General features: G+C 37.0%; 15 protein-coding genes. 3 read left to right on the top strand and 12 right to left on the bottom strand.

The genetic code is table 11. The features are described from left to right. Positions 1-9: 9 nt before the first annotated feature. The 5 genes from PCY16_RS01345 to PCY16_RS01325 form a co-directional block, all read right to left on the bottom strand. Positions 10-1,041 (bottom strand): alpha-ketoacid dehydrogenase subunit beta, encoded by a 1,032-nt coding sequence (locus PCY16_RS01345; RefSeq protein WP_002890539.1) that lies wholly within the window; start codon positions 1,039-1,041, stop codon positions 10-12. A 16-nt stretch (positions 1,042-1,057) separates the two neighbouring features. Further along, positions 1,058-2,131 (bottom strand): thiamine pyrophosphate-dependent dehydrogenase E1 component subunit alpha, encoded by a 1,074-nt coding sequence (locus tag PCY16_RS01340; protein WP_014634179.1) that lies wholly within the window; start codon positions 2,129-2,131, stop codon positions 1,058-1,060. Positions 2,132-2,235: 104 nt separating this feature from the next. Next, positions 2,236-3,576, bottom strand: coding sequence for a dihydrolipoyl dehydrogenase (lpdA, locus tag PCY16_RS01335; RefSeq protein WP_195413815.1), 1,341 nt, complete (start codon positions 3,574-3,576; stop codon positions 2,236-2,238). A gap of 566 nt (positions 3,577-4,142) precedes the next feature. Next, entirely contained in the window at positions 4,143-4,346 is a 204-nt protein-coding gene (locus tag PCY16_RS01330) for a CsbD family protein (protein WP_004182825.1), read from the bottom strand. A gap of 256 nt (positions 4,347-4,602) precedes the next feature. Next, positions 4,603-4,842, bottom strand: a complete 240-nt coding sequence (locus PCY16_RS01325) for a GlsB/YeaQ/YmgE family stress response membrane protein (RefSeq protein WP_002890536.1) — start codon at positions 4,840-4,842, stop codon at positions 4,603-4,605. Positions 4,843-5,622: 780 nt separating this feature from the next. Here PCY16_RS01325 and PCY16_RS01320 point away from each other — a divergent pair. Both PCY16_RS01320 and PCY16_RS01315 read left to right on the top strand, forming a co-directional pair. Beyond that, positions 5,623-6,648, top strand: a complete 1,026-nt coding sequence (locus PCY16_RS01320) for a DUF389 domain-containing protein (RefSeq protein ID WP_195413816.1) — start codon at positions 5,623-5,625, stop codon at positions 6,646-6,648. Between the two features lie 103 nt (positions 6,649-6,751). Next, positions 6,752-7,633 (top strand): diacylglycerol kinase family protein, encoded by an 882-nt coding sequence (locus tag PCY16_RS01315; protein WP_155212932.1) that lies wholly within the window; start codon positions 6,752-6,754, stop codon positions 7,631-7,633. Between the two features lie 282 nt (positions 7,634-7,915). On the opposite strand, the gene PCY16_RS01310 is transcribed toward PCY16_RS01315, so the two are convergent. The 7 genes from PCY16_RS01310 to PCY16_RS01280 all read right to left on the bottom strand — a co-directional run bounded on the left by PCY16_RS01310 (position 7,916) and on the right by PCY16_RS01280 (position 14,093). Next, entirely contained in the window at positions 7,916-8,605 is a 690-nt protein-coding gene (locus PCY16_RS01310; protein WP_073950129.1) for an alpha/beta hydrolase-fold protein, read from the bottom strand. Next, positions 8,586-9,602, bottom strand: a complete 1,017-nt coding sequence (locus PCY16_RS01305; RefSeq protein WP_073950127.1) for an ABC transporter substrate-binding protein — start codon at positions 9,600-9,602, stop codon at positions 8,586-8,588. The genes PCY16_RS01310 and PCY16_RS01305 overlap by 20 nt, the downstream gene beginning before the upstream one ends. A 20-nt stretch (positions 9,603-9,622) precedes the next feature. After that, positions 9,623-10,378, bottom strand: coding sequence for an ABC transporter ATP-binding protein (locus tag PCY16_RS01300; RefSeq protein WP_155212931.1), 756 nt, complete (start codon positions 10,376-10,378; stop codon positions 9,623-9,625). Positions 10,379-10,382: 4 nt separating this feature from the next. Continuing rightward, a complete protein-coding gene (locus tag PCY16_RS01295) occupies positions 10,383-11,426 on the bottom strand; it encodes an iron ABC transporter permease (RefSeq protein WP_155212930.1) in 1,044 nt (347 codons plus the stop codon). A gap of 175 nt (positions 11,427-11,601) precedes the next feature. Beyond that, complete coding sequence (locus tag PCY16_RS01290; RefSeq protein WP_155212929.1) at positions 11,602-12,348, bottom strand: CPBP family intramembrane glutamic endopeptidase; 747 nt, start codon at positions 12,346-12,348, stop codon at positions 11,602-11,604. A 48-nt stretch (positions 12,349-12,396) separates the two neighbouring features. Next, positions 12,397-13,236, bottom strand: a complete 840-nt coding sequence (locus PCY16_RS01285) for a DUF4300 family protein (protein WP_155212928.1) — start codon at positions 13,234-13,236, stop codon at positions 12,397-12,399. A gap of 314 nt (positions 13,237-13,550) precedes the next feature. Further along, complete coding sequence (locus PCY16_RS01280) at positions 13,551-14,093, bottom strand: TetR/AcrR family transcriptional regulator (protein ID WP_037600293.1); 543 nt, start codon at positions 14,091-14,093, stop codon at positions 13,551-13,553. A gap of 171 nt (positions 14,094-14,264) precedes the next feature. On the opposite strand from PCY16_RS01280, the gene PCY16_RS01275 reads away from it, so the two are divergent. Then, the gene (locus PCY16_RS01275; protein ID WP_195413817.1) at positions 14,265-16,031 is read left to right on the top strand and encodes a DHA2 family efflux MFS transporter permease subunit; all 1,767 of its coding nucleotides are present in this window, start codon (positions 14,265-14,267) and stop codon (positions 16,029-16,031) included. The last annotated feature ends 51 nt before the right edge of the window (positions 16,032-16,082 follow it).

Genomic DNA, 16,082 nt, shown 5'->3' with positions numbered 1-16,082 from the left:
AGTGCCCTCCTATCCTTTCAAGTCCTGAATCAATTCATCAGCTACTTTCAAAACCTTATCCGCATCAGGGATATAGGCTTGTTCTAAGTTTGTCGCAAATGGAACAGGAGTATTTGGTGCACAAACACATTTTACTGGTCCATCAAGATAATCAAAAGCTTTATCTGAAACTACAGATGCAATGTCAGTTGCAGTATTGTTATGTGGGTTGGCCTCATCCACAATAATTAAACGACCAGTTTTCTTCACGGAATTTAATACTGTTTCTTCATCCCATGGAGCAACTGTACGAAGATCAATCACTTCTACAGAAATGTTGTCTTTTGCCAAGCGGTCTGCGACCTCATAAGCTACATACAACATCTTACCAATTGTCACAATTGTTAAATCCTTACCTTCTCTACGAACGGCAGCCTTACCAATTGGTACAGTATAGTATTCTTCTGGCACTTCCCCTTTTAATCCATATAAAGTCTTGTCTTCAGAAAAAATAACAACATTATCATCCTCAATTGACGCCAGTAGTAAACCTTTAGCATCATAAGGGGTAGCAGGAACGACCACCTTAATACCAGGGATCGATCCAAATAAACCGTAATAGGATCCAGAGTGTTGCGCAGCAGCTGAGGCACCTGCCCCGTGCATAGTACGAACAACCATCGGAACTTTAGCTTTACCGCCAAACATGTAACGCATCTTAGAAGCCTGTCCTAATAGGGCATCAAAACAGAATCCAATAAAATCATTAAACATCAACTCTGGTACAGGTCTTAGTCCCGTAAGCGCCATCCCCACCGAAGCTGATAAATAGCCGTGCTCAGAAATCGGAGTATCAATAACACGTTCCCTGCCATATTTCGGCATCAGTCCTCGTGTAATCCCCATGACACCGCCCCAGGCATCCTCGTTATTATTTTCTAAGTGTTCAACATTAACACCACCTGAGATATCCTCCCCTAGGAGAACAACTCGCTCGTCTCTTTCCATGGCTTGATCGAGCCCTTCATTGATGGCTTTCATAAATAATGTTTCTCTAGTCATTATGAATCCTCCTCAATCAGTCTGCAAATACGTCTTCGTAGAGAGCTTCTTCTTTTGGAATTGGGCTCTCTTGAGCAAAGTGGATTGCATCTTCAACATCTTTTTGTGATTGGGCAACAATCTCATCCAATTCATCTTGGCTAAGGATACCCTTTTCAGTTACCAGGTCACGAAATACTTCCAAGGCATCCACATCTGCCCATTCTTTTTCGATTCCATCTGGTGCTTTGTATTTTTGCTCATCTCCTTCGAAATGGCCATGGTTACGATAAGTAATAGCTTCAATTAACGTTGGACCATCTCCACGACGCGCACGTTCAATGGCCTCTTTAGCCACTTGATAAACAGCAAATAAGTCCTTACCATTAACGCGAACGCCAGGCATATTGTAAGCTTGTGCACGTTCAGCAATTGTTGGAGAACCTGATGAATACCATTGTGGTGTTGATTCTGCAAAAAGGTTGTTTTCATTTACAAATACCACAGGTAGATTCCAAATAGAGGCCATGTTTAAGCACTCATGAAAATTACCTTCATTGGCAGCACCATCACCAAAGAAACATACAGCAACATCATCAGTCTTTAGATATTTGTTGCGCATAGCAGCCCCAGTCGCAAGACCAAAGCCTCCGCCTACCATACCATTAGCACCAAGGATTCCTTTATCCAAGTCAGCGATATGCATAGAGCCACCCTTACCTTTACCAAGCCCAGTAGACTTACCAAAGATTTCAGCCATCATTTTTTTAAGGTCTCCACCTTTAGCCACACAGTGTCCATGTCCTCGATGTGTGCTAGTAATGTAGTCTTTATCAGTCAAGTTAGCACATACCCCAGTCGCAATAGCTTCCTCACCTGAGTAAAGGTGAACAAATCCTGGAATTTGACCGATTGAAAAGAAATGTCGTGCATTTTCTTCAAAATTTCGAATATCCCACATAGTCTTATACATGGATTTAGCCTCTTCTTTTGAAACATTTTCCACACCAAGATCATGGGCAGTTTGAACCTTAACTTCTTCCTTGGTTAAGGTTTGTCCCTGATGTTTTTCTTTCATTAGGGCTTGTGGCAATTCTTGATAATGTGTCATATTGTTTCCTCCTTCTATAGAGAGCTTTATAAAAAACAAATATTATTGACAGATATATAGATTTGAAAAAATGAGAATGGCTGTGCTAAACCTATCCATCGACCTTAGGACCTTAAAATCAGTCTTACAACTTCCTGAACCAATTCAGAAATTGTTGGATGTGCAAAAATTGTCTTATCAAGCTGATCAAGTGTTCCTTCAGCATCTTTCAAGACAATCAAGGATTGTAGAATATCAGTTGCATGTGGACCAACGATAACGGCACCTAATAGTAGGTGATAGCGTTTTTCGGAGACAATTTTAACAAAACCTTTTGCTGAATTAGACGCAATGGCTCGACCATTATAAACATAAGGAAGTTGACCAACTGATATATCATATCCTTGTTGTACCGCCTCCTCTTCTGACAAGCCAAAGGAAGCAATCTCTGGCGTTGTAAAGAGAGACCGTGGAACACTTGAATTATCAACCGGTTCCTCAGCCTGACGACAAATGGCTCGAACAGCTTTGATTCCCTCGCTACTAGCAACATGAGCTAACATATATCCAGGAATCAAATCCCCAATCGCATAAACACCTGATTGAGATGACTCGTAATAACTATCTACCTTAATAAAGCCTTTTTCGGTCAGCTCCAAGCCCATCATTTGGGCTAACTCAATATTTGGCTTACGCCCTGTTGCTACAAGTAAGTTATCATAAGAGTAGGACTTGCCATCTGCTAAAATTACAGCATTTTCTTTAACCCTATCTATGCTAACTCCCTCCAGAATAGTAATTCCAAGTTGTTCCATCTTTTCTCTAATAATGGAACGTGCTTCGTCATCTTCAGTTGCTAAAATTGTTGGTGCAACCTCTATCATTGTCACATCCACACCAAGTGGAGCCATGGCAAAAGCTAACTCAACGGAAATAATACCCCCACCAATGATAACCAAACGTTGAGGAAGTTCCTTTAAGTTGAAAAAGCTATCTGTTGTCAAGTAGTCAACATCGTTAATACCAGCAATAGGAGGAATAAATGGATGACTCCCCGTCGCCAAAATAACAGACTTACCTGAGACTCTTTCACCATTAACTTGGAAGGTTTTATCAGAAATATAAGCTGCCTCACCTTCAATATAGGTGATCCCTAATTGTTTAAAACTTGATTGAATACCAGACTGTAGTGTTGCTACGACTTGATCTTTGCGAGCAACAAGTTTTTGAAAATCAAGATTATCATTTAAAACTGTTACTCCATACTGAGAGGCTTCTTTAGCAGCTAATAACCAATGAGCATGTTCAAGATAGGCTTTGGATGGGATACAGCCAACGTTCAAACAAGTGCCACCTATGGAGTTTTTCTCAATGACAGTTACCTTTTTACCTAAACGGGCAGCTTCTTCAGCAGCAACATAACCACCAGGACCTGCCCCTATAATGAGAATATCACATTGACTCAAAACAATACTCCTTTCTAGAATGGAAGTCGGCTGTTAGCCGAACCACTTCAAGTAGGACAAAAACTCGGAGATGTTTTTGAAAGCGTTTTCTATACTTTGATTATAAAACTAATACTTATGAAAATCAAGTAATTCACTGAAAATGTGATGCTTTGGTAGTGAAAATATTCACAAGTAATGCAAACGTTTGCCATTCCCTATTCGGGATGATGTTAGCGCTTATATTTTGCTGATTTGTATAAAAACTAGAAAAATACAAACCTCCCCCAATCATTAAATAATTCTTCAAAATGTTATAAAAAACACTCTAGCGTCTATAGCTTGGATAAAACTATAGAAATTAGAGTGCTTTTACTATTAGAAAGAATATATATGGATTTAAAAAGGAATTTAAATTAATCTAAAGAAAGTTGATTTTTCAACTGAATAATATTATAAGAATATCGATTTGTAGTTATTTTGAAAGTAATCTTATAAGTGAGTAATTAGGAGTAGAATATGACAACTCTATTTTTTTGTAGAGTAACTTTTGTAGCTTTTATGTGAAAAATCAATTGACTATTTAATTATTTATCGTCCTTTTTAATCATATTTTTCACACCTTCGATAGCTCCTTCAACAGCATCTTTGGCATCTTCGGCAACTTCTTTCACTTTTGAGACTGCTTTTTCAGCAGCACCCTCTTTTTCTGTTTTTTTATCACCAGTTACTTTTCCGAAACCTTCTTTAATAGCGCCTTTAGCTTGGTTAAGTTTTTCTTCTACTGACATAATTTTATCCTCCTTTGGACATAAAGATTTTTAAATATGAACGCTCTTAAACAATACATTCAAATTTTTAAGTATAACAAGATAAGTTAAATTATAGCTTTTGTGTTGAAGTCGAGTCATAAACAGCTTGAACACCCTCACTAACGTTATCTTTATTTGCTGATAAACCATTAGCTAGTCCATGTTTACCACTTTTTTAATTTATCGGCACTAAGTTTGCTAGTTGATTGGAGTCTTCCTGTCGAAATATTGAAAATTATTCTTTTTTTCCTAAGAAAAATGATACTACTGCAACAACAATAACTGCCCCTAAAATTGATGGAACTAAGGCCATTCCAGCTAGTCTAGGTCCCCAAGAACCGAAGAGTGACTGTCCAACAGATGAACCAATTAAACCTGCAAAGATATTGGCAATTATTCCCATGGAACCTCCCTTTTTAGTGATTCCACCAGCAATAAAACCTATAAAGCCTCCGACAATAATAGCCCAAAGCATAATGTCTCCCCCTTTCTACATAGAGGAAAGTTAGATTGTTTGGAAAATCAAACCATCTAAAGAGTTACATTTTAGCTAAAACATTTTTTATATTAATCTTAACAATCATAAGATTAATGTTAGTATATACCTGTTAATAACAGTATAAGTTAATCAAATTGATAAGTCAATGAAAATGTTTGCGCTTACAAAGAAAGTATGGAAACTATCGGTGGTTTTTGCAACCGTTTGCGTAAGTTTGTAATTTCGCTTAGCTCATAATTTTTTTGTGTACACGAGAAGCTTTGAATAAATTACACCTAGCTATACAATTATAAGAGCATTTCCTAAATGGAAAAATTTAGGAATAAAAAGATTGATTAAACTGGTGCATCCATGTGATTAATCAGGTTTTAGATACAAAAGAAAATAGTCCTAAGAAGTTAGAGTGACTAAAACATAAATAAAATGTATAATTGAATTATGGAAACCCTTACATGATTTTTCTTTAAAAAGTAACCATCTAATAAAGAAGTATAAATAATATACCAGACACTGTGGTATTTTCAGTAGGAGTTTAACATTAATAAGGAGTAATGAATTGATTACAAATTGAAAGTAGAATATAAAACACGCCCACGTAAAGAAGTTACAATAATAATGGCCAATGATTTAGATACGTCGTCAAAGAGTGAGCTTAAAAAGTTGTTCCCTCAAGATATTCTTTCCTTTCAGAAGAGGTCAAACAGTATTGAGTAACTTCTTAAAAAGTGACTATACTAACAAAGAGGGAGTACTGTTATGGAAAAAGTTTTGAAGGATGGTAAACTTTATTCTCTAATAGAATTTAGGGACAAAATCTATGAGGATTTAGATTTATCAAAAAGTGACTTAACCACTTTATTGTGTGCGATATTGATTGCATCTATTGGTTTGAATATGAATTCTATTCCAACAATCATAGGGGCAATGTTGATTTCTCCATTGATGACACCTATCCTTGGAGTAGGTTTTGCGTTAGCAATATTAGATACAAAACTTCTCAAAAAATCGTTTAAAGTTCTTTTTATTCAAGTTGCAGTAAGCCTTTTAGCCTCTACACTTTATTTTTTACTTTCGCCCATTTCTTACGCAAGTACGGAAATTATTGCTAGAACTTCGCCCACAATTTGGGACGTTGTAATAGCATTCGTCGGTGGATTAGCCGGCATTATTGGAGCACGAAAGAAAGAAGCTAATAACATTGTTCCTGGTGTCGCCATTGCAACTGCTCTTATGCCACCCGTTTGTACCGTGGGGTATTCTATTGCCACAGGAAATCTTGAGTATATGATAGGGGCGTCATATTTGTTCTCCATTAACTGCAGTTTTATTATGATTGCTACATATATTGGCACTAATGTGATGATGGTTAATAATCCTTATGTTAAACATAATCGTAAAGCCTCTAAAATGCGAAAAATATTAATTCTAGTCTCGCTTGTTCTTATTATTCCAAGTTTAGCTTCTGCAACTACCTTAGTTAGAGATACGCTAATCAATGAGTCTATCAATAATTATCTATCTGATCAATTTGAAAACCATACTATTTTGAAAAAGAAATATAGTAAAGAAAATAATACACTAAAGCTAACCATTTCAGGTAAATATCTTTCAGAAGCTGAGTTACAAAGTATCGTTAACAAACAAAATGAATATGGTTTGAAAAATATCTCGATTCAGGTTTCACAAATAACAAATGATAGATTAACTGAAAAAGAAATAGTCGACTACATCATTCAATATAAAAACGATGATGATCTTCAACAAATAGAAAAGGATAAGTAAAAAGAATCCCCAAATAACAACAAGTAATGTGAGATATTAATTTGATAAGCATAAGAAACCGTTGAAAAGTATCGTCACTAGTAGTCCATAGGAGAAAATATCAATGAAAAAAGTAATGATAATTATTAATCCAACTTCTGGAGGAGAAACAGCATTAGATTATAAAGAGAGCTTGGAGAATAAGGCTAAAGAGTATTTTGATTATGTTGAAACTAAGATTACGCAAAAAGCCAAAGATGCAACTCAATTTGCTGAAAAAGCCTCTAAAGAAAAATATGATGCAGTAATTGTTTTTGGTGGAGACGGTACTGTAAATGAGGTTATTTCGGGGATTGCTGAAAAAAATCACATTCCAAAACTTGGGATTATTCCTGGTGGAACTGGTAATTTAATCACTAAGCTATTAGAAATCAACCAAAATATTGATCAAGCGATTGAAGAACTTGATTTCAATTTTACTAAAACCATTGATGTTGGAAAAGCTAATCAAAATTATTTTGGCTATATTTTAAGTGTTGGATCTTTACCAGAAGCTATTCATAACGTTGATATTGAAGATAAAACAAAGTACGGTATCTTTGCATATGCAATCAATACGATGAAGTCCGTTGTGGAAGACGATGTATTTAATGTTCGTATTGAAAGCGAAAATGGCAATTATGAAGGTGAAGCTAGTCAGGTCTTAGTTCTTCTATCTAATTACTATGCAGACAAAAAACTATTTGATGAAAATACAGATGGATATGGAAATATCTTGATTTTAAAAGATGCATCCATCATTTCTAAATTATCGACTATCCCAGATTTGTTAAAAGGGGATCTAGTAGGTAACGATAATATCGAATATATCAAAGCGCGTAATATTAGGATTTCTTCAGAGGTTGAGTTAGAGTCAGATGTTGATGGAGACAAATCGGATAATCTTCCAGTAGATATAAAAATACTAGGGAACCATATCGAAGTATTCTCAGGCACCAAAGTATAGTTTTTTCCCTTCTACTTCTCCAACAAAAAAGTTTTAAATTATATAAGTTACTGCATCAACAACAATAATAGTCTTGTCCTTTTTGAAGTTAGGATATAAGTCAAAGGTAAGTCAATTACTTTTAATATACGGAGTTAAGGCGTTTTTTGATTCATGTCTAAAAACTTTTCGGAAGCATCAACTGTGATGGTCATAACAAAAAGTAGTGAAGAGATTCCATCGTCGGAATTTTCTTCACTACTTTTCTTCTCTCTTTTCTACTCAATCACCAATAGCAGCATTTCAGAGTTTCCACTCTTCAATCAACCAGTCCGAAAAAGCATCATATCTTTCTTGGAGATTATCATGATGACCGTAGGGGTCAAGTGCTGAATAAGTGGATAAGCACTGTTTTTTGATGCATTCATGTACTTCTTTGGCAAAGCTAGGAGCCTTGGCCAGTCTATTCTTATGATTAGACCCTTCGGTCAAACCGTTACGTAAATAGACCGAGCAAGACTTATTAAGAAGCTGATGGGATTGGCAGTAATCTACAAAATCTGAATACCAAAAGGATCCACAAATGGAAAAGATAAAAGGCATCTTATCACTGCTATAAAGACTGTGGATAGCAGCCAAACCACCCAGCGAGTAGCCTCCGTAAGCCATGCGACTGTCATCCAGTCTAAACTCCTCTTGGATGCTATTTAAAATATGGCCAAATAGTTGGTCATGATAGCTGGCTAGCTTGCCACCAAAATCAGGACTTCCAGGTCTCAAAGCCTGAGCATACCAAGGTGTAAAATCATCCAAGCGATTCTTGGGCTCAAGGCCTACCAGGATAACAGAATCCGCTAGTTTTCCCAGATAATCCAGTTGTCCATCGTTCAGAAAAACAGCTGGATAAGTCTTAGTAGCATCATAAGACTCAGGAAGGGCAATCGTCACTCGAATGCCATGGCAGACAAAGTCTTTATTTATTAACAAAGTCATTAACCTTCTCAAGAGAATCAATCACAGATGGACCGTAATCCATAAGCTCATCATAAGAAATAGTCATGATTTTCTTGTTTTTAACGGCTGGTACATTTTCAAGAACAGCGTTCTTTTCCATCTTGTCTGTAGCATCCTTGTCCATGGCCTTATTACGGTCACTAGTTACATAGATAATCAATTCTGGTTCCATAGACACGAGATTTTCCAGAGTCAAATCTGATGTTCCTGTCGCAACATTGGTATAGCCAAGCTGATTAAGCATACTTTCTTGAAGGGCAGATTTGTAAGTTCCAAAGGTCTCATCGTTGTAGGCACACATGATCAGAGCCTTCTTCAAGTCTTTGTCAGAAGACTTGTTTTTCTTTTTAACGGCGTCGATACGCTTTTGGAGTTGTCCTGCATACTTGTCTGCCTTGTCTTGAACGTTGAAAATGTCACCAATATTTTTAACATCTTCGATAATATTATTCAAATCTTGTTTGGTTGTTGAAACAGAAGCTTTTTGCGTATAGACGGGAATGTCGTTGCTGTTCCACGTGCTGATGGTTCCCATTGATTTGTCTGAGAACATCATGTTACGACCAATAAGGGCATCAGGTCCGTAAGCCAAGATGGCTTCTTGAGAGATGGTCTTCTTATCACCGATATGCGGGATTGAGGCAATGTCTTCCTTATATTTATCGGTTACTTCATTGTCAGGGTTAAGCATACCGACAATCTTGTCTTTTAAACCAAGCTCAATCAAGATTTCAGTTGATGAAAGGTTATTTGTAATAACCTTTTCTGGTGCCTTTTTGAAGACTTGATCTAACTCAGTTCCTTTATCGTCATAAGTTTTGACGGTCAAAGGATACTGGGTTTCTGAGTTGGTCTTTTTTACCGTTTCTTTTGCTGTTGATGACGATGATGTGCTGTTTTTATATGTAGAACTGCATGCTGTCAATGTAAGGACAGCTGCAGCGATTAATGCGATACGAAACGTTTTCTTGTTCATAAGGCCTTCCTTTCCTAGGCTTATAAATACTGAATCATTGCCTGCTGGTCATCCGTCCATGTAATACGACTGTGAACATCATAAACCGCCTGCAAGGATTGGGGGGTGACGGCATCCCTTGGGACGCCTTGGGCAACAATCTCACCTCCTTTCAATAGGTATATATAATCTGAAAAGCGACAGGCCAATTGAATATCATGAAGAACTGCAAGGACATTAATACCCAATGCCTTGACCAAAGTCAACATCTCCAACTGATACTTAATGTCCAAATGATTGGTAGGCTCATCCAATAAAAGGAGTTTGGGTTCCTGAGCCAAAGCACGCGCTAGGATAACTCTTTGTTTTTCTCCACCTGATAAGGACGAATAATAGCGTGTCTTCTTTTCAGACATGCCAACCTTGTCTAGGGCATCCTGGACGAGCAAGTGGTCCCGCTCCGATTCTTTTTGTAGAAAGGAAAGATGGGGCGTTCGGCCAAGCATGACAATTTCTTCCACCGTGCAATCAAATTGAAGGGTGTTAAACTGTGTCACAACAGCCATTTCTTTTGCAGTTTCCTTTAGGCTTACCTGATCTAGGCTTTTCCCATCAAGTAAAATATGACCGCTATCTGGTTTCAACTGGCGATAAATGGTTTTTAGCAAGGTTGATTTCCCACTCCCATTTGGTCCAAGTATGGTCTGGAATTGCCCACCTTCAACCTCTAGAGAGACACCGTTTAGGATTTTTTTCTCTCCAATCGAATAATGAATATCCTTACACTTTACATCCATAAGTCTAAACCACCTTCCTACGATTTTTAGTCACAATATAAATAAAGAAAGGTGCGCCAACCAAGGCTGTAAAGATACCGATAGGTAACTCTGCATTTTTGACGAGGATTCTAGCCAAGACGTCTGCCCAAACCACAAACAAGGAACCTAAGAGAGTTGCCACTGGAAAAAGCTTACGATAGTTAGTCCCGACTATACTTCTAGCGATATGAGGGGTAATCAAGCCCACAAAGCCAATAATACCACAACTAGCAACCAAGACGGCCGTTATGATCGCAACGATAGCGATATAAAGATACCAATAGAGTTTAAGTGGAATCCCTAAAGTCAAAGCTGCTTCATCTCCCATCATCATGGCATTGAAGACACGATACTGAGTTGAGAAAAAGAGAAAGGCCAAACCAACCACTACTGCTGGAAGCATCAAATCTGACCAAGATGTTCCTGTCAATGAACCCATGGTCCAAAACTTAATGGTCATGACACTATCTGCTGTCGCTCCAATAGAGATTATAAAATTGGCAAAGGCAATAAAGAGGGCATTAACAACCGTTCCAGATAAAATCAAGCCAGATGTGGTCACTCTTCCCTGCATAGAGGCAATAATGAGGACAAGAACCGTCGCTAGGATAGCCCCCACAAAGGCACCCAAGCCTACCACAGCTTTAAGGCCTAAAATGATGGCCAAGGTTGCTCCAAAAGTTGCTCCTGCCGAGATGCCTAAAATGTAGGGTTCGGCAATCGGATTATTAACGGTTGACTGCATGACACTCCCTGACATAGAAAGGCCTGCACCGACTACTAGCCCTAGGAGAACCCTCGGAACTCGCATATTCCAGATAATAGCTTCAAGTGGTTTGGCTATGCTTTGACTGGCAATAGGAAACCCCAATTTTCTGAGGATGACACCATAGGTATCACCTATATCTATAGTGACCGCTCCTAAGGACACTGCAACAAAAACTGACGTTACTACTAAAAATAGAAGCAAACAGAGCAGGCTTAGGTAGCTGGAAAAAACAAGGTGTTTTGTTTTTTTTAAAGGCATTAGCACCTCCTTTCCACCTGTAATGTCAGAAAATTTTGACAATACATTTTCTAGTATAACATGCCTCAAAAAGAAGGGCAAGGTCATTTGAGTATTACATAGAAAAAAAGAGTAGTCTTGAACTACTCTTAAGATTTATAAATAATTGAAGCAAAGTGAGAAAAAAGTCGGTTTATCATTTAACTTTCTCCACACTGCTACTAGCAATTCTCATGGCAAGAAGGATTATCAGCACCTTAATCACAAGGGATAACCAAATGTTCTCAACTGATGACAGTTGCGATAAAGCATTGATCAACGCATGTGTCATCACACAAAGCCAAAGGCTTCTGGTCTTTGTATAAATAGCGGATAAGATGAAACAATTGCTTAATAAGCCTAGCAAAAATAACAGCAAATGAATCCTTGCCAGAGAACCGTCAATGTAAAAATAGAGGATATGCCACAGTGACCAAGCTACAAAGGTACAAAGCGTGGACACTAGATAGGTCAACTTTTCTTGCAAAGTAGGCTGGAAAAAATAACGCCAACCAATTTCTTCTATACCACCAAAGACGAGGGCTTTTACAAATAAAATTATGGGGAGATACCAAGTTGGAATAATCATTTCCCCACTAAAGACATATGGTAAAAAATCCAAACATAGAAAAATGAGGACTAAGAGATAGTTAAGAGGAGCTTGTTTGACTTGGAAAAAATCTCTGACAAGCTGTTTAAAACTGGAGTGATGATAGCGGATGCTAATAATTGCTCCCCAAATGGCTGATGACAAGCCACCTAACATAAGGGTAAAGAGGCCAATTGGAGTCCCATAATCAACCCTAACTTCTCCTGCTCTTAAAATCAAGACAATGAGACTAACTAATAAAATTTGTCCAAGGGTCCCCGCCAGATAAAGCGACAAGGCTTGTTTTCTTTTCATTTCTTCATTCCTTTTTCTTCCCTATTAAAACTTCCGCTTCACGTTAAGCTAGTCCATATCCACCCATTTGTCATTATCCATGATAAAGGGTTTGGCTAGGCCTGGTCCGGTATAGTCCTTGTACTTGGTTGTGAGATACTTATAGCAATCTTTTTTGCTGGCAAATTTAATGGCTTGGTAGGGCTCTTCAAAGGTCAACTTTTCAACAAATAAGTAGCCATCCGTCGTAGGCACCAAGACTCCGACGTGACCGACAAAAAGGGAATCACCATCCAGATTATCGTGGACAACAACCGACAGCATGCGTGCCTTGTCATCAAAGGTGAACTGTTTGTAGTAATCCTCCATATGCTTGGCGTGAACCTTGACATCTTGGGTAGCTTCAGTCTTGACCCTTGAAAAAAGAATGTCAAAGTTTGCCTGGTCCTTGGCATTAAAGAGCTTGCCCTTGTCAATGGCGTCCTTGTCTTGGAAAAGGAGCTCAGTATCACTTTTGACTTGAGGAATCTTGATTTTGCCTTTCAGTAGCGTGTAGGTGTTGATACGACAGTTGGTACCGATAAAGTCACCATACTTGGCTGTCCACAGGCTACTGATTTTTTCCACATCATAGTCTGTTTTGGTAAATGGCGCAAAACTCCCAGAAAGACCTACAGAACCCACGGTGTCATTGTAATCAGTGACGAGATTGATAAAGTTATCCACACTCTCCTCGTTCAAATGTTTCGAGAGTATGGCTCGCACCTCACTAATACTAGCCTTACTATTAAGATTGGAGTAATTTGCTTGTTCCTCTTTTTTGTGGAGATGTGCAAAAACTGCTAAACCGACAAGTAGCAGGCTAGAGATAGATAAAAGAATTAGCGTCTGTTTTTTCAAAGTTTTCATAGGCGCCTCCTTGGCTTCATTATACCAGATTTTGACATCTACTTATTCTCAGAATACTTTTCCACAAGAAAAAGCCTTGTTGCCAAGGCTTTAGATTGAAGATAAAGGCTTTTACTTGAGACTTTCCTTAGGTGATAGCGGACGCCAGCGAACTTCTTCGAAGTTCCATGGCTAATTTTTGAGCCTAAAATCTCAAAAATTCCGAACGCCTGAAATACCAATTCTTCAGGCGTTTTTATCACGGCGTAAAGTCTCAGTATAGGCTCACACCGTTTGAAGACTATGGATTTTTATCATTTTTTCTATATTTTTTATTATTTCCAAAATAGCTGTTCAATTTTAATGATATTATCTACAACTTTTTCGGGACTTTCCGATAAATCATTATCAATCCAGGATGAGATAATGGTTTCAAAAGATGTAGAGAAGGCTTTTATCACAATTTCATCTGAAATCTTCGTTTTTTTCTTGATCTTTTCTCTAATAGCTGAGTTGTTATTTATAAGATCACAAATAAGTTGTTGAACCTTATCTTTAAATTGAACGTGAGGTGCTTTTGAAATTGCTTTAAAATGTTTATAGTCATTTTTTATTAATAGTAGAGCCTTTAAAAGCATGTCCTCTTTATCTAAATTTCCTTGAGCTAAAATCTCCCAAAATCTTTGCATCGTCTCTGTTCCGATAGAGTATGCTAAATCATCCTTATCAAGAAAATGTTGATAAAATGTTCCCCTACTAACATTTGCTCTCTGAGTTATATTTCCAATGGTTATTTTTGAGTACTCCATTTCAAGTAGAAGGTCTATCAAAGCAGACTTGAGGTTAGTAACGCTATTAGTCTTTCTTTTCTTTGTCATTTTTTCCTTAATTAAACATATTGTTTGATGTTGTCATGGTCAATATATGGGTATTATTATATTCTTTTTATGTGAATTATAAAAGTTAAAAAAGACTGTTTTATGTTCACGAAGATAATTGATGCATCATTAATCATTTAACAAAATAATTAATGAAGGGAATAGAATTTAATGACAAAATCAAGAAAAATTCTAGGATTTATAGGTCTAGTTTTAGCACTCTTTATGGGAGCTTTAGATGCCACGATTGTTAATATCGCCCTACCAAATATTATGGAAGACTTACATACAGGATTGACTGATACAAGTTGGGTAGCAACAATCTATGTTTTAGCAATGTCTGTATTTATTATTACTGTTTCAAAACTCGCTGATATCTACGGTAGAAAATTGGTTATGCTAATTGGTGTAGTCATATTTGGCATCTTCTCATTCGCATGTATGGTGGCTGATTCTTTATTACTCTTAATTATTTTTCGGTTCTTCCAAGGAATTGGAGGTGCCATATTAACTCCAATTGTTCTCCCCATGGGAATTGAACTACTTGGAAAAGAGAATACCAGCCGTATTACTGCTATTATGGGGACCTTCAGTGCCTTAGCTGCAGCGGGGGGACCGGTAATTGGTGGTTTAATTGTCCATTGGACAACATATCATTGGATTTTTGGTATTAATGTTCCAATCGCTATCTTTGCATTCTTGATGATCCTAGTAGGGACAAAAGAATCATATGATTTAAAAATTTTAAAGAATATTGACTGGCTAGGTATTATTTTTCTTACTTGTACTTTAGGTGGACTTATATTTGGTTTATTAGAAGGTCACGAGTATGGTTGGGCATCACAAACCATCATAGCTAGTTTTATTATTAGTGTTGTAGGCCTATTTTTCTTTTTTTTAACCGAAAGAAGAGTAAAATCACCTATCATTGACTTAAATTTATTCAAGGAAAGTACATTTACATCTTCAAGTATTATTTATATGATTTTTGGATTTGCGATTATCGTACCTTCATTGATCTTAAACTATTTCTTGCAAAATGTTCGCAACTATTCTGCTTTGCATTCAGCATATCTTATTATTCCCACATCTTTAGCTATCGTAGTAGGTATGCTGTTAGCAACTAAGATGTACCAAAAAATTAGTGCAAGATTGCTCATTAGTACCGGTTTGGTTATTACAGCAGGTGGATTATTTATGCTTAGTCTTATTCAGTATAATACCTCACAAAGCCTCATTGTTTGTTGTAATGTAATTATTGGTTTAGGACTAGGATTTATGGCAATGTCCTTAACATCATCAGTAAAATATTTACCAATTAATAAGGCTGGAATTGGGTCAGGTATCGTTAATGCTTCTAGATATATTGGACAGGCCATTGGTATGGCTCTTCTCGTTACCATTTTAAATAGTAATGTCAATATTGCTAAAACACAAATTAAGGAAACAGCGTATAACCAAATTGAAAAATGGGTTTTATCAACAGACGTAAAAAAAGTTGCTAAGAAGGAAATTTCAAAAACTTTCGACACGACTAAGAAAAGTAATAGTATTTCAACCAAACAAAGTAATATGGTTGAGGCAATCAAAATAGCTGCTCAAAAAACAGATAATCTTCCAGAACCTAAAAAGGGGAGTAATTATAGAAAGATTTATGATGCAAATCAGTTATTAATCAATGGAGTTGAAACTGTTAGTTCAAGTGTCCCACAGTTATCAACTAGTTTGAAAACTATCTCTGGAGGACAAGCTAAAGTTGGTACAGCTATTAAATTATTAGCTCAAAAGGATGAATTAGCATCTGCTCTTAAAGTCATTGTTAAAGAAAAAAATGAGCAGTTAAGCAGGGCATTTGATAATGTATTTATTGTAGGAGCAACCATTGTATTGATATGTACTCCATTAGCTCTGATGACAGAAAAGCGAAAAGATGAATAACTAAGTTATTTTATAATAGGAAAAGCCAGTCTAAACTTTAGGCTGGCCCTT

This window comes from Streptococcus sp. SS4 (genome assembly GCF_030440125.1).
Taxonomy (GTDB): Bacteria; Bacillota; Bacilli; order Lactobacillales; family Streptococcaceae; genus Streptococcus.
The sequence above is the reverse complement of the archived record's forward strand: the minus strand, read 5'-3'. Positions and strand labels throughout refer to the sequence as shown.